The 12,559-nt window shown below is 62.4% G+C and carries 12 protein-coding genes; 3 read left to right on the top strand and 9 right to left on the bottom strand.

Annotated elements, in window-relative coordinates:
- Nucleotides 1–9 precede the first annotated feature (9 nt).
- Nucleotides 10–1,230 carry a beta-ketoacyl-ACP synthase I gene (gene fabB / locus L6D75_RS06535; protein ID WP_176516582.1) on the top strand — a complete coding sequence of 407 codons (1,221 nt, stop codon included), beginning with the start codon at nucleotides 10–12 and terminating at the stop codon, nucleotides 1,228–1,230.
- 127 nt (nucleotides 1,231–1,357) lie between these two features.
- On the opposite strand, the gene L6D75_RS06540 is transcribed toward fabB, so the two are convergent.
- Nucleotides 1,358–2,362: an amidohydrolase family protein gene (locus L6D75_RS06540; RefSeq protein ID WP_176516584.1), complete on the bottom strand. Its 1,005-nt coding sequence runs from the start codon at nucleotides 2,360–2,362 to the stop codon at nucleotides 1,358–1,360.
- A 115-nt stretch (nucleotides 2,363–2,477) separates the two neighbouring features.
- Here L6D75_RS06540 and L6D75_RS06545 point away from each other — a divergent pair, with 115 nt between their 5' ends.
- Entirely contained in the window at nucleotides 2,478–3,341 is an 864-nt protein-coding gene (locus L6D75_RS06545) for a pirin family protein (RefSeq protein WP_176516587.1), read from the top strand.
- An 89-nt stretch (nucleotides 3,342–3,430) separates the two neighbouring features.
- Here the strand turns inward: L6D75_RS06545 and L6D75_RS06550 are convergent, their stop codons facing one another.
- From L6D75_RS06550 to L6D75_RS06565, 4 genes are all read right to left on the bottom strand, one after another.
- Nucleotides 3,431–4,156, bottom strand: coding sequence for a dienelactone hydrolase family protein (locus L6D75_RS06550; RefSeq protein WP_176516589.1), 726 nt, complete (start codon nucleotides 4,154–4,156; stop codon nucleotides 3,431–3,433).
- Between the two features lie 61 nt (nucleotides 4,157–4,217).
- Nucleotides 4,218–6,122, bottom strand: coding sequence for a molecular chaperone HtpG (gene htpG, locus L6D75_RS06555; RefSeq protein ID WP_176516591.1), 1,905 nt, complete (start codon nucleotides 6,120–6,122; stop codon nucleotides 4,218–4,220).
- A 70-nt stretch (nucleotides 6,123–6,192) separates the two neighbouring features.
- A complete protein-coding gene (locus L6D75_RS06560; protein WP_176516594.1) occupies nucleotides 6,193–6,675 on the bottom strand; it encodes a PaaI family thioesterase in 483 nt (160 codons plus the stop codon).
- Nucleotides 6,672–7,148 carry a PaaI family thioesterase gene (locus L6D75_RS06565; protein WP_176516596.1) on the bottom strand — a complete coding sequence of 159 codons (477 nt, stop codon included), beginning with the start codon at nucleotides 7,146–7,148 and terminating at the stop codon, nucleotides 6,672–6,674. The genes L6D75_RS06560 and L6D75_RS06565 overlap by 4 nt, the downstream gene beginning before the upstream one ends.
- 154 nt (nucleotides 7,149–7,302) lie before the next feature.
- Between L6D75_RS06565 and L6D75_RS06570 the strand changes: the two genes are divergently transcribed.
- Nucleotides 7,303–7,578 carry a hypothetical protein gene (locus L6D75_RS06570; protein ID WP_079229000.1) on the top strand — a complete coding sequence of 92 codons (276 nt, stop codon included), beginning with the start codon at nucleotides 7,303–7,305 and terminating at the stop codon, nucleotides 7,576–7,578.
- A gap of 67 nt (nucleotides 7,579–7,645) precedes the next feature.
- On the opposite strand, the gene L6D75_RS06575 is transcribed toward L6D75_RS06570, so the two are convergent.
- The 4 genes from L6D75_RS06575 to sucC form a co-directional block, all read right to left on the bottom strand.
- The gene (locus tag L6D75_RS06575) at nucleotides 7,646–8,392 is read right to left on the bottom strand and encodes a DUF599 domain-containing protein (RefSeq protein WP_176516598.1); all 747 of its coding nucleotides are present in this window, start codon (nucleotides 8,390–8,392) and stop codon (nucleotides 7,646–7,648) included.
- A 263-nt stretch (nucleotides 8,393–8,655) separates the two neighbouring features.
- The gene (gene brnQ / locus L6D75_RS06580) at nucleotides 8,656–9,969 is read right to left on the bottom strand and encodes a branched-chain amino acid transport system II carrier protein (RefSeq protein WP_176516601.1); all 1,314 of its coding nucleotides are present in this window, start codon (nucleotides 9,967–9,969) and stop codon (nucleotides 8,656–8,658) included.
- Nucleotides 9,970–10,341: 372 nt separating this feature from the next.
- Nucleotides 10,342–11,226, bottom strand: a complete 885-nt coding sequence (gene sucD, locus L6D75_RS06585; protein ID WP_003254203.1) for a succinate--CoA ligase subunit alpha — start codon at nucleotides 11,224–11,226, stop codon at nucleotides 10,342–10,344.
- Complete coding sequence (gene sucC, locus L6D75_RS06590; RefSeq protein ID WP_011534748.1) at nucleotides 11,226–12,392, bottom strand: ADP-forming succinate--CoA ligase subunit beta; 1,167 nt, start codon at nucleotides 12,390–12,392, stop codon at nucleotides 11,226–11,228. Before sucC ends, sucD begins: the two co-directional genes overlap by 1 nt.
- Nucleotides 12,393–12,559 lie beyond the last annotated feature (167 nt).

Genomic DNA, 12,559 nt, shown 5'->3' on the forward strand with positions numbered 1-12,559 from the left:
GTTATTCGCATGCGCCGCGTCGTTATCACTGGTCTGGGCATCGTTTCGTGCCTGGGCAATGACAAAGCTACCGTCACCGAAAACCTGCGCAACAGCCGTCCGGGTATCCGTTACAACCCGGAATACAAGGAACAGGGGCTGCGTAGCCAGGTTTCCGGCTCCATCGACCTCAACCTCGAAGAACTGATCGACCGCAAGGTCTACCGCTTCGTCGGCCACGCCGCGGCCTACGCCTACCTGGCGATGCAGGACGCGATCAAGGACTCGGGCCTGACCGAAGAGCAGGTTTCCAACCCGCGTACCGGCCTGGTGGCTGGCTCCGGCGGCGCCTCGACCCTGAACCAGATGGAAGCGCTGGACACCCTGCGCGAGAAAGGCGTCAAGCGCGTCGGCCCGTACCGCGTCACCCGCACCATGGGCAGCACTGTGTCGGCGTGCCTGGCCACGCCGTTCAAGATCAAGGGCATCAACTACTCGATCTCCTCGGCCTGCGCCACTTCCGCGCACTGCATCGGCACCGCCCTGGAGCAGATCCAGTGGGGCAAGCAGGACATCGTCTTCGCCGGTGGCGGTGAAGAAGAGCACTGGAGCCAGTCGTTCCTGTTCGATGCCATGGGCGCCCTGTCGACCAAGCGCAACGAAACCCCGGAACTGGCCTCGCGCGCCTACGACGCCGACCGTGATGGCTTCGTCATCGCTGGCGGTGGCGGCATGGTGGTGGTCGAGGAGCTGGAACATGCCCTGGCCCGCGGCGCCAAGATCTACGCCGAAATCGTCGGCTACGGCGCGACCTCCGACGGCTACGACATGGTCGCCCCAAGCGGCGAAGGCGCCATCCGCTGCATGCAGCAGGCGCTGTCCACCGTCGACACCCCGATCGACTACCTGAACACCCACGGCACCTCGACCCCGGTCGGTGACGTTGCCGAAATGAAGGGCGTGCGCGCCGTGTTCGGCGACAAGGCACCGAAGATCAGCTCGACCAAGAGCCTGTCCGGCCACTCGCTGGGCGCCGCTGGTGTGCACGAGGCGATCTACTGCCTGCTGATGATGGAAAACAACTTCATCGCCGGCTCCGCCAACATCGACGAGCTGGACCCGGAGGTCGCCGACCTGCCGATCCTGCGCAAGACCGAAGAAAACGCCAAGATCGATACGGTCATGAGCAACAGCTTCGGCTTCGGCGGCACCAACGCCACCCTGGTGCTCAAGCGCTGGGAAGGCAAGTAAGGCCCTGGCGCTGTAAATGAAAACGCCCCGACTGGTTCGGGGCGTTTTCTTTTGTGCTTGCGCCTTGAGCACAGCGCGGTACAGGTGGGAGCTGGCTTGCCAGCGATGAGGCCAGCAAAGGCAACATCTAACGCTGCCTGGGCAAGACAGCCAGAAAATTATCCCGCGCTACCTTGTTCGCCACCGCCTCGGGCAAGGCATCGAGAAACGGCTCGAAGCCGTGCATCTGCTCGCCCAGGCTGCCAAACCTGCCCACCACATCCGAGCCCAGCATGAACCGCTCGGGGTACTTCGCCACCAGATCGACCCACGCCTTGCGCGGCACGCCCTGCTCGTCCAGCAGATAAGGCGCCAGCACACTCCACGACAAGTCGACATACAAATTCGGGTAATCCTCCAGCAGGCGCGTCAACACCGGCAGCAAAAAGTCCATGTGCGTCTGGTGCCGATGAATCTCCACGCTGCTGCCCGCATGCGCCCAGATGAACCGGGTGTGCGGGTGATTGCGCAGCGGCTCTTCGATCTCGGCCAGGTACAGCGGGTTGCGCTCGCGCTTGGAGGTGATGTTGGAATGCACCAGCACCGGCATGTCGCGCTCGGCAGCCAGGTGATAGATGCGCGTCATCGCCTCGTTGTTGGCCCGGGGGGTATCGCCGCTGGTCAGTGCGGTGAGGTCGTCGTGGCGGGTGAAGACTTCGCCGATGCCCTGCCACAGGCCGGGGTGCAGATCGAGCATGCGCTCGATATGGCTGACCGCGTTCTTGTCCACCGGGTTGAAGCCGCTGAGAAACGGGTGAAAGCGTTTGCGCTGCTCAGCCGGCAGCTTCTGCAGGGCTGCCGCCACATAGGTGTCGGTGGCGCTGTACCAGTAGGCATCGGCGTCGTCGCCGGCGTAATAGCGCGGGCGCTTGGGTTCATCCTCGTGCCACTTCTTGGCCACCGGGATGCCCGAGATCATCGAATGCTCGACACCCGCCTCATCCATGGCCTTGAGCAGCGCAGGCATGCCTTCGCTTTCCTGGAAAAAGTCGACGTAGTGCAGGTGGGCGTCACTGTAGCGGTACTCACGCGCCTGCGCCGCCTGGCACAGCCCTGCGAACAACAGCATGCCAGCCAGTGTTTTGGCGATCATGGGCAGCTTCCTTTGGCCAATACAGCAGCATAGACCCGCCACCGCGCACCACGGTTCAGCTGCGCCCGGCAAACCGCTATGCTTGGGGGCAAATGCCGCCCGCCTGGAGCCCACCATGAGCCGCCCCCTGGTCATCCGCCCACGTGCCGAATCGGTGGAGGGCCAACCGATCCTGCGCCCGCTGCCCTCGGCCCAGTGCCGCAGCGTCGGCCCGTTCGTGTTCTTCGACCATATGCTCGAGACCGATTACGCGCCCGGGCACGGCATGGATATCCGCCAGCACCCGCATATCGGGCTATCGACCCTGACCTACCTGTTCGAAGGGGCCATCGTGCACAAGGACAGCCTCGGCTCGGAGCAACGTGTGCTGCCCGGCGATGTGAGCTGGATGACCGCAGGCAGCGGCGTGGCCCACGTCGAGCGCACGCCTGCCGACGCCCTGGCCCACGGTTCGCGCCTGCATGGGCTGCAGGTATGGCTGGCCTCGCCACGCGAGCTCGAACAGGGCACGCCGAGCTACAGCCATCACCCGGCAGCGAGCCTGCCGGTCAGCGATAGCCTGGGGGTGCGCATCCGCATGATCGCCGGCAGCGGGTTCTGCCTGGAATCGCCGGTGCCGGTGCTCTCCCCTACCCTGTACGCGCACGTGCACATGCAACCGGCGACCACCTTGCTGGTGCCTGCCGAACACGCGCAGCGTGCGCTGTATGTGCTCGATGGTGAGCTGATGCTTGATGACGAGGAAGTCGAGGCGTGCAGCCTGGTGGTGCTGCCAGAGGGTGAAGAAGTGGCCTTGTACGCCGAGGGCGAGTGCCAGCTGGTGCTGATCGGCGGCGCAGCGCTGGATGGGCCGCGGCGGATGAACTGGAACTTCGTGGCCAGTGACCCGGAGTTGATCGAGCGGGCCAGGGTGAAGTGGGCTGCGGGGGATTGGCCGGTGGTGCCTGGGGAGACTTCGCGGATCGAGTTGCCTCGCTAGGTCAGGGCCGCTTTGCGGCCCATCGCCGGCAAGCCGGCTCCCACATCAGGGGCAACACTTTATCTGTGGGAGCGGGCCTGGCTGCGCCGTCAGCGCTGGAACACTTCGGCCAGCAGGTTGTGCATCGAGCGGAACGCGCGCTCCGAGGTGCGGCGGTCGTATTGCATCTTGCCCGGCACGTTGGCGTTGGGGTCGGTGAACGAATGCACCGCGCCGCCGTAGCTGAGCAACTGCCAATCCACCTTGGCCGCGTTCATCTCCTCCTCGAACGCCGGCAGCTGCTCCTTCGGCACCAGCGGGTCGGCGGCGCCATGCAGCACCAGCACCGAGCCCTTGATGCGCTTGGCGTCTTCCGGGTTCGGGGTATCCAGCGTGCCATGGAACGACACCGCAGCCCTCAGGTCGGCGCCGGTACGGGCCAGCTCCAGGGCGCAGCAACCGCCGAAGCAGAAGCCGAACGTGGCAACCTTGCCCGGCTCCAGCAGCGCCTTGGACTGCGCCAGCAACTGCGACAACGCCTCGTTCATGCGCTTGCGCAGCTCGGCCCGGTCATTTTTCAGCGGCATCATCGCCGCACCGGCCTCATCTGCATTGGACGGGCGCACCGATTGCCCATACAGGTCGGCGATCAGCACCACGTAACCCTTTTCGGCCACTTCCTTGGCAATGCGCTCGGCGCCTTCGCCAATACCCATCCAGTTCGGCGCCATCACCAGGCCGGGCTTTGGCAGCGCGCCTGGCTCGTAGACCAGGCGGCTTTCATAGGTCTTGCCAGACAGGTGATAGACCAACGATTCGACGATTACCTTGCTCATCAAGCACTCCTTAGCTCACCATGAAAAAAGCCCGCCGAAGCGGGCTTTCCTGTGCATCAACTCAAGCAGACAGCTCGACCAGCAGCTTGTTCAGGCGACGAACGTAGGCCGCCGGGTCCTTCAGGCTGTCGCCGGCCGCCAGGGCCGCCTGGTCGAAGAGAATGTGCGAAAGCTCGGCGAAGCGGTCTTCGCTCTGCTCGTTGTCGAGCTTCTCGATCAGCGGGTGGCTTGGGTTGAATTCGAAGATCGGCTTCGAATCCGGCACCTTCTGCCCGCTGGCTTCGAGAATCTGGCGCATCTGCAGGCCCAGGTCCTGTTCGCCGATGGCGAGGATCGCCGGCGAATCGGTCAGGCGGTGGGAAACGCGCACTTCGGCAACGCTGTCACCCAGGGCGCCTTTGAGGCGCTCGACCAGGCCTTCTTTTTCCTTGGCGACTTCTTCCTGGGCCTTCTTGTCTTCCTCGGAGTCCAGCTTGCCCAGGTCCAGGTCGCCACGGGCAACGTCGACGAAGGCCTTGCCATCGAACTCGTTGAGGTAGCTCATCAGCCACTCGTCGATGCGGTCGGTCAGCAGCAGCACTTCGATGCCTTTCTTGCGGAAGACTTCCAGGTGCGGGCTGTTCTTGACCTGCGCGTAGGTTTCGCCGGTGAGGTAGTAGATCTTGTCCTGCCCTTCCTTGGCGCGCGCCAGGTAGTCGGCCAGGGCAACACTCTGCTCGCCGCTGTCATCGTGGGTGGAGGCGAAGCGCAGCAGGCCGGCGATCTTCTCCTTGTTGGCGAAGTCCTCGGCCGGGCCTTCTTTAAGTACCTGGCCAAAGTTCTTCCAGAAGCCCTTGTATTGCTCAGGCTCGTTCTTCGCCAGTTTCTCCAGCATGTCCAGCACGCGTTTGGTCAGCGCGGTCTTCATCGAGTCGATGATCGGGTCTTTCTGCAGGATCTCGCGCGAGACGTTCAGCGACAGGTCGTTGGAGTCGACCACACCCTTGATGAAGCGCAGGTACAGCGGCAGGAACGATTCGGCCTGGTCCATGATGAACACGCGCTGCACGTACAGCTTCAGGCCGCGAGGCGCTTCGCGCTGGTACAGGTCGAACGGCGCACGGGCCGGCACGTACAGCAGCGAGCTGTACTCGAGCTTGCCTTCGACCTTGTTGTGGCTCCAGGCGAGCGGGTTCTCGAAGTCATGGCCGATGTGCTTGTAGAACTCCTGGTATTCCTCGTCCTTGATCTCGGTACGCGAACGGGTCCACAGGGCGCTGGCGCGGTTGACGGTTTCCCATTCCTCGGCCGGCTGCTCTTCGCCTTCGGCGGCTGCCTGCTCCTTGGGCAACTGGATCGGCAGGGCAATGTGGTCGGAATACTTCTTGACCACGTTGCGCAGGCGCCAGCCATCGGCGAATTCCTGCTCGTCCTTCTTCAGGTGCAGGACGATGCGGGTGCCGCGCTCAGGCTTGTCAACGGTGGCAACTTCGAACTCGCCCTCGCCCTTGGACGACCAGTGCACGCCTTCGGCGGCGGGTTGGCCGGCGCGGCGGCTGTAGACGTCGACCTTGTCGGCAACGATGAAGGCCGAGTAGAAGCCCACGCCGAACTGGCCGATCAGGTGCGAATCCTTCTTCTGGTCACCGGTGAGGTTCTTCATGAAGTCGGCGGTGCCGGACTTGGCGATGGTGCCCAGGTGCGCGATGACGTCTTCACGGCTCATGCCGATGCCGTTGTCCTCGAGGGTCACGGTGCCGGCGTCCTTGTCGAAGCTCAGGCGGATCTTCAGATCGGCGTCGCCTTCGAACAGCTCCGGCTTGGCCAGGGCTTCGAAACGCAGCTTGTCGGCGGCGTCGGAGGCGTTGGAGATCAGCTCGCGCAGGAAGATCTCCTTGTTCGAGTACAGCGAATGAATCATGAGGTGCAGCAGTTGCTTCACCTCGGTCTGGAAGCCCAGGGTTTCTTTTTGTGTTTCCACACTCATGGTCTTCAAAACTCCGATCTGATGGCAGTTGGCGCCTGGCAGCCGATTCGGCCTGCGTTGACGGCGGATGTCATTCAGATGGGGGCTGACCCGATGATTTCAAGGGCTTTTCCGGTTCGATCTTGAAATGCGCGCGGGCCGTGGCGATCGGCGACTGCCGGTCAGCCTGCCAGGCGGTGATCGCCACGTTGGTCACCCGCCGGCCCTGGCGCCACAGCTGGCACTGGGCGTAGGTGTCGCGGTAGTGGCCGGCGCGCAGATAGTCGATGGAGAAATCGATGATTTTCGGGATGCTGGCGCTCTCGCTGTAGATCAGCAGGTACAGCGCTGCCGAAAGCTCCATGAAGCCTGCGATCACGCCGCCGTGGATGGCCGGCAGCAAGGGGTTGCCGATGTTGTCCTGGTTGGCCGGCAGGCAGAACAGCAGATCGTCGCCCTGGCGCTGGCAGGTAATGCCGATCAGCGCGGCGTAGGGTATCAGGGCCAGCAATGGCTGGTAGTCGCCCACGGCGTGGGCCGCATTGAGGCGTTGGCGGACGTCTTCGGGGATCATGCGCCGCCCTCCTTCAGGCTGTTGCCGAAACGAATGCCGCCCTTGATGTCCTGGCCCAGGCGCATGAAGGTGCCGACCACCTGGCAGATCGGCTGGTTCGGGTCGTCATGGTAGGCGGCGCCGCGGGTGAAGATTACATCGCGGGTGACCCGGTAGCACTGCGCATGGCCGTAGATGGCCTTGCCCGGCTCGGCCGGGTGCATGTAGTCGATGCGCAGATCCAGGGTCGGGCACACCTCGAAGCGCGGCAGCACGCACAGCGTGGCCATGCCGCAGGTGGTGTCCATCAGCGTGGTCAGCGCGCCGCCATGCACCGCACCGGTCTGCGGGTTGCCGACGATGGCGGGTGACCAGGGCATCATCAAGGTCATGCCTTCGGCATCTGCCTGGGTCACGCGCATTTGCAATACTTGGCAATGTTTGAGTGCCGACAAGAATCGTTCGGCCATGGCCATCAAGCTGGAATCGCTCATCGGTAGTTTCCCTGGCAACTGCCCGCTCGGCATAAAAGGGATAAAAAGTCTATATAGAACGCGGCGTTATATATCTGTAACCTCTGCGGAACTTATTCCGGAGCAGTGAACTCGAAGGAACAAGTCACTTATCCCACCAAGGAGATACACCCCCATGCGTAAACCTTTTGCTTTTGCTCTGATGCTGGCCGCTGCCATGGGCCTGGCTGCTTGCGATAAAGCGAGCGAAGACAAAGCCCAAGACGCACAGCAACACGCCGAGCAAGCCCAGGAAAAGATGGGCGAAGCTCAGGATAAAATGAACGACGCTGCCAAGGAAAACGCCGAAGCCGCCAAAGATCAGGCCGAAGCCGAGCAGAAGGCCGCCGAAGAAGCCGCACCGGCTACTCCGGCGCCGGAAACCGCGCCAGCCGAGCCTGCCAAGCAGTAATCGCGCTGTACAAAAAAACCCGACTTTGTCGGGTTTTTTTGTGCCTATAACTTTCGGGTTAACCGTTTCAGTTAGTGACTGTCGCTTCTTTGCCCAACTCTGCAGGTGCACTTTCCGTTGGCGTGAACACCATCACTTCGAGCACATCGGAGTGGAACTCGCGGCGATACAGAATCAGCACCACACCCACACTCATGACCATGAACAACCAGGGGCTGATGAACCAGGTCAGCATGGCCATGCCGAAATAGTAGGAACGCAAACCCAAGTTGAACTGGTTGGCCGCCAGCGACAATACCCGGGCGGCTCTTGAGGCAAAGGCCTTGCGCTCCAGTTCATTGACCAGGCGCTCGCCGATCATCGGCGCAGAGCCTACCAATACCGCTGCAAAGTTGTACTGGCGCATGCACCAGCTGAAGGTGAAGAAGGCGTAGACGAACACCATCGCCAGGCACAGCAACTTGATCTCCGACATGCCTTGGGAGGCCTGCTGCACCAGAGGCAGGTCGGCCAGCAATGACAGCGCACGGTCCGAGGCGCCCAGCACGGTGAGGATACCGGCCAGGATGATCAGGGTGCTGGAGGCGAAGAACGATGCATTGCGCTCGAGGTTGCCGATCACGCTGGCGTCGGCGATACGGTTGTCGCGCAGCAGCATGCGGCGCATCCAGTCTTCGCGGTACAGGTGCAACACGCTGGCCAGGCACGCGGTGTCGCGCCCTTTCCAGATGGCATAGCGGGTGTAGCCGCCCCAGCAGAGCGCGAACCAGCAGATGGCCAGCAGGTTGTGAAGGTTGCTTTGGATGAAGTTCATGCAGGTTTCCCGAAGGCAAGGTGCACAAAGGATAGGAACCGGGTTTCGACGTCGGCAAGTCGGTAAAGACACACATTCGGCACAAAATGTTCATTGCCCGGCCTGGCCTCGGGAGGCTCACTTGTGGGAGCCGGCTTGCCGGCGATGAGGCCCGTACAGGCAAACAAAAACCCCGCATCCTTGCGAATGCGGGGTTTTCTGGTTTCCGCCTGCGGCGCGCACCCTACGGCTTGTGGCCGGTGCCGTCGCCAGGCTTCAACGCATCAGGCCAGCGCTTCGCGCGGCTTGCCGAGCATGCGGTCACAGGCCACGGCAGCCACCAGCGTCACCACCGAAGGCACCAGCCAGGCCAGGCCCTGGTCGCTCAGCGGCAGGTGCGCCATGAAGTCCGGCAGCACATGGGCGATGGTGCTGCCCTTGATCGCATCGACGATGCCGAACACCAGCGATACCAGCATCACCGGCGCCAGGATGCGCGTCGGCGAATTCCACAGCTCCTTCACGAAGCTCAGGCCCACCACCACGATGCAAGGCGGGTAGATGGCGGTCAGCACCGGGATCGAGAACATGATCAGCTTGGTCAGGCCCAGGTTGGAAATCACCAGCGAGAAGCCCGCCAGGATCACCACCAGCGCGCGGTACGACAGCGGCAGGATCTGGCTGAAGTACTCGGCGCAGGCACAGGTCAAGCCTACGGCGGTCACCAGGCAAGCCAGCGCGATCAGCACGGCCAGGAAGCCGCTGCCAAGCGAGCCGAAGGTGTGCTGCACATAAGCGTGCAGTACCGCCGCACCGTTGGTGGCATCGGCCGCGATGTCGTGGCTGCCGGCACCCAGGCGGAACAGGCTGATGTACACCAGCGCCAGGCCCACACCGGCGATCAGGCCGGCGATGATGGCGTAGCGGGTGATCAGCTTGGGCGACTCGACGCCGCGCGAGCGGATGGCATTGACGATGACGATGCCGAACACCAGGGCACCCAGGGTGTCCATGGTCAGGTAGCCATCGGAGAAGCCCTTGGAGAACGCCGCGGCGGCATAGGCCGGCTGCGCTTCACCAATGGTCCCGGCCGGCAGCGCGAAGGCAGCGATGCCCAGTACCGCCAGCGCGATGATCTTCAGCGGCGCGAGGAAGCGGCCCACGGTATCGAGCAGCTTGCCCGGATACATGGACACGGCCAGCACCACGAGGAAGTACACCAGGCTGTAGATGAACAGGGCCAGCGGGCTTTCGCCAGTCAGCGGCGCCACGCCCACCTCGAACGACACGGTCGCGGTACGCGGGGTCGCGAACAGCGGGCCGACCGAGAGGTAGCACACAGCCGCCAGCAGGCCGCCGAAGAACTTGCCGATCGGGCTGCTCAGGGCATCCATGCCGCCACCGACCTTGGCCAGGGCGACCACGGTGATGACCGGCAGGCCTACCGCGGTCACCAGGAAGCCTAGTGCGGCCATCCACACGTGCGGGCCAGACTGCAGGCCGACGATAGGCGGGAAGATGATGTTGCCGGCGCCCACGAAAAGCGCAAACGTCATAAAGCCAAGCGCCAGGATATCCTGGCCTTTTAAAACTTTCATTTAGGGTAGTACCACACTGCTGAAATCGGGATTCGAGAAGGGATTTCCCTATGGATGAGGGAAATGCTGCCCGGCTTGATAGGCCAGACCCGTTTAGCGTGTCGTTCCCTTTTGGGGTACGGGCACAGAGTGAACGCGTAGATTAACCGTTTTACCCGGTAAACGCACTGCAACGCTGACGCTTGTCCGATGTGCGTACATGTTTGTCGTCTGTGTGACCGTGGACAGTAGGAATTATCCTCGGATTGACACATTCGTCTGCTTCAAAATTCCTATCAAACCCATCGAAAAATCCTGGTGACCCGCGCGCTGCAGAAACGACAAAGGCCACCCGAGGGTGGCCTTTGTGCGCGTGGGGGTATTACGTGTTACTTACTTCTTGGCTTCCCAGCCAGTCAGCTCGGCCAGGGCCTTGCCGATGTCAGCCAGGGAACGCACGGTTTTCACACCAGCGTCCTGCAGGGCGGCGAACTTCTCGTCCGCAGTGCCCTTGCCGCCGGAGATGATGGCGCCAGCGTGGCCCATGCGCTTGCCCGCAGGTGCAGTAACACCGGCGATGTAGGAAACGACTGGCTTGGTCACGTGGGCCTTGATGTAGGCCGCGGCTTCTTCTTCAGCCGAACCGCCGATCTCGCCGATCATGACGATCGCCTCGGTCTTCGGGTCTTCCTGGAACAGCTTCAGGATGTCGATGAAGTTGGAGCCCGGGATCGGGTCACCGCCGATGCCGACGCAGGTCGACTGGCCGAAGCCGGCGTCGGTGGTCTGCTTCACAGCTTCGTAGGTCAGGGTGCCGGAACGCGAAACGATACCGACCTTGCCTGGCAGGTGGATGTGGCCTGGCATGATGCCGATCTTGCACTCGCCCGGGGTGATGACACCTGGGCAGTTAGGGCCGATCAGGGTAACGCCCAGCTCGTCGCACTTGACCTTGGCGTCCAGCATGTCCAGGGTCGGGATGCCTTCGGTGATGCAGACGATCAGCTTGATGCCGCCGAATGCCGCTTCCAGGATCGAGTCCTTGCAGAACGGAGCCGGAACGTAGATGACCGAAGCGTCAGCGCCGGTAGCTTCCACGGCTTCCTTGACGGTGTTGAACACCGGCAGGCCCAGGTGGGTGGTGCCACCCTTGCCTGGGGTGACGCCGCCGACCATCTTGGTGCCGTAGGCGATGGCTTGTTCGGAGTGGAAAGTACCCTGCGAGCCGGTGAAGCCCTGGCAGATGACTTTGGTGTCTTTATTGATCAGGACGCTCATTACTTGCCCTCCGCAGCTTTGACAACTTGTTGAGCAGCGTCGGTCAGGCTGGTTGCCGCAATGATGTTCAAACCGCTTTCTGCCAGTACTTTAGCGCCCAGTTCGGCGTTGTTGCCTTCGAGGCGAACGACGACCGGAACCTTGACGCCGACTTCCTTCACTGCACCGATGATGCCTTCGGCAATCATGTCGCAGCGAACGATGCCGCCGAAGATGTTGACCAGAACGGCCGCGACATTGCTGTCGGACAGAATGATCTTGAACGCTTCGGTAACGCGCTCCTTGGTGGCGCCGCCGCCTACGTCGAGGAAGTTGGCTGGCTTGCCGCCGTGCAGGTTGACGATGTCCATGGTACCCATGGCCAGGCCGGCACCGTTGACCATGCAGCCGATGTTGCCTTCGAGGGCAACGTAGTTCAGTTCGAACTTGGCAGCGTGGGCTTCACGGGCGTCGTCCTGGGACGGGTCGTGGAAGGTCTTCAGCTTGGGCTGACGGTACATGGCGTTGGCGTCGATGTTGATCTTGGCATCGAGGCAGTGCAGGTCGCCGTCGGCCTTGATGACCAGCGGGTTCACTTCCAGCAGCGCCAGGTCGTGATCCTTGAACAGCTTGGCCAGGCCAACGAAGATCTTGGCGAACTGTTGAACTTGCTTGCCTTCCAGGCCCAGCTGGAATGCCAGCTCGCGACCCTGGAACGGCTGAGCGCCGACCAGCGGGTCGATGGTGGCCTTGAGGATCTTCTCAGGCGTTTCGTGAGCGACTTTCTCGATGTCCACGCCACCTTCGGTGGAAGCCATGAACACGATACGGCGGCTCGAACGATCTACGACAGCGCCCAGGTACAGCTCTTTGGCGATGTCAGTGCAGGATTCGACCAGAATCTTGGAGACGGGTTGACCGTTGGCATCGGTCTGGTAGGTGACCAGATTCTTGCCCAACCACTGTGCAGCGAACGCCTTGGCGTCTTCCTTGCTGCGAACCAGCTTGACGCCGCCCGCTTTACCGCGACCACCGGCGTGAACCTGGGCCTTAACAACCCACTCGGAACCACCGATCTTGTCGCAAGCTTCTGCAGCTTGCTCAGGGGTATCGACAGCGAAACCCTTGGAAACTGGCAGGCCGTATTCAGCGAACAGCTGCTTACCCTGATACTCGTGAAGATTCATGCTTTTTACCGTCTTCGTTAGGTACTGCGCTTCGGCGCTGCGCCATTGCTGGCGCCGCACCACCTGTGACCGTTAACCCCGGTTTTTCCCGTGTAGTTCGATCCGGCGGACGTTCCGCGGTGAGTCATGCACGCAAGACTCACGACGGGCAGTCCGCCGTGGTTTCT

Source organism: Pseudomonas faucium (assembly GCF_021602585.1).
Classification (GTDB): domain Bacteria; phylum Pseudomonadota; class Gammaproteobacteria; order Pseudomonadales; family Pseudomonadaceae; genus Aquipseudomonas; species Aquipseudomonas faucium.

Coding starts and splice junctions, on each gene's coding strand:
- sucC (WP_011534748.1), bottom strand. CDS start 12,392: ATGAATCTTCACGAGTATCAGGGTAAGCAGCTGTTCGCTGAATACGGC.
- L6D75_RS06570 (WP_079229000.1), top strand. CDS start 7,303: ATGCGTAAACCTTTTGCTTTTGCTCTGATGCTGGCCGCTGCCATGGGC.
- L6D75_RS06550 (WP_176516589.1), bottom strand. CDS start 4,156: ATGAGCAAGGTAATCGTCGAATCGTTGGTCTATCACCTGTCTGGCAAG.
- L6D75_RS06565 (WP_176516596.1), bottom strand. CDS start 7,148: ATGAGCGATTCCAGCTTGATGGCCATGGCCGAACGATTCTTGTCGGCA.
- L6D75_RS06560 (WP_176516594.1), bottom strand. CDS start 6,675: ATGATCCCCGAAGACGTCCGCCAACGCCTCAATGCGGCCCACGCCGTG.
- sucD (WP_003254203.1), bottom strand. CDS start 11,226: ATGAGCGTCCTGATCAATAAAGACACCAAAGTCATCTGCCAGGGCTTC.
- htpG (WP_176516591.1), bottom strand. CDS start 6,122: ATGAGTGTGGAAACACAAAAAGAAACCCTGGGCTTCCAGACCGAGGTG.
- L6D75_RS06575 (WP_176516598.1), bottom strand. CDS start 8,392: ATGAACTTCATCCAAAGCAACCTTCACAACCTGCTGGCCATCTGCTGG.
- L6D75_RS06540 (WP_176516584.1), bottom strand. CDS start 2,362: ATGATCGCCAAAACACTGGCTGGCATGCTGTTGTTCGCAGGGCTGTGC.
- brnQ (WP_176516601.1), bottom strand. CDS start 9,969: ATGAAAGTTTTAAAAGGCCAGGATATCCTGGCGCTTGGCTTTATGACG.
- L6D75_RS06545 (WP_176516587.1), top strand. CDS start 2,478: ATGAGCCGCCCCCTGGTCATCCGCCCACGTGCCGAATCGGTGGAGGGC.
- fabB (WP_176516582.1), top strand. CDS start 10: ATGCGCCGCGTCGTTATCACTGGTCTGGGCATCGTTTCGTGCCTGGGC.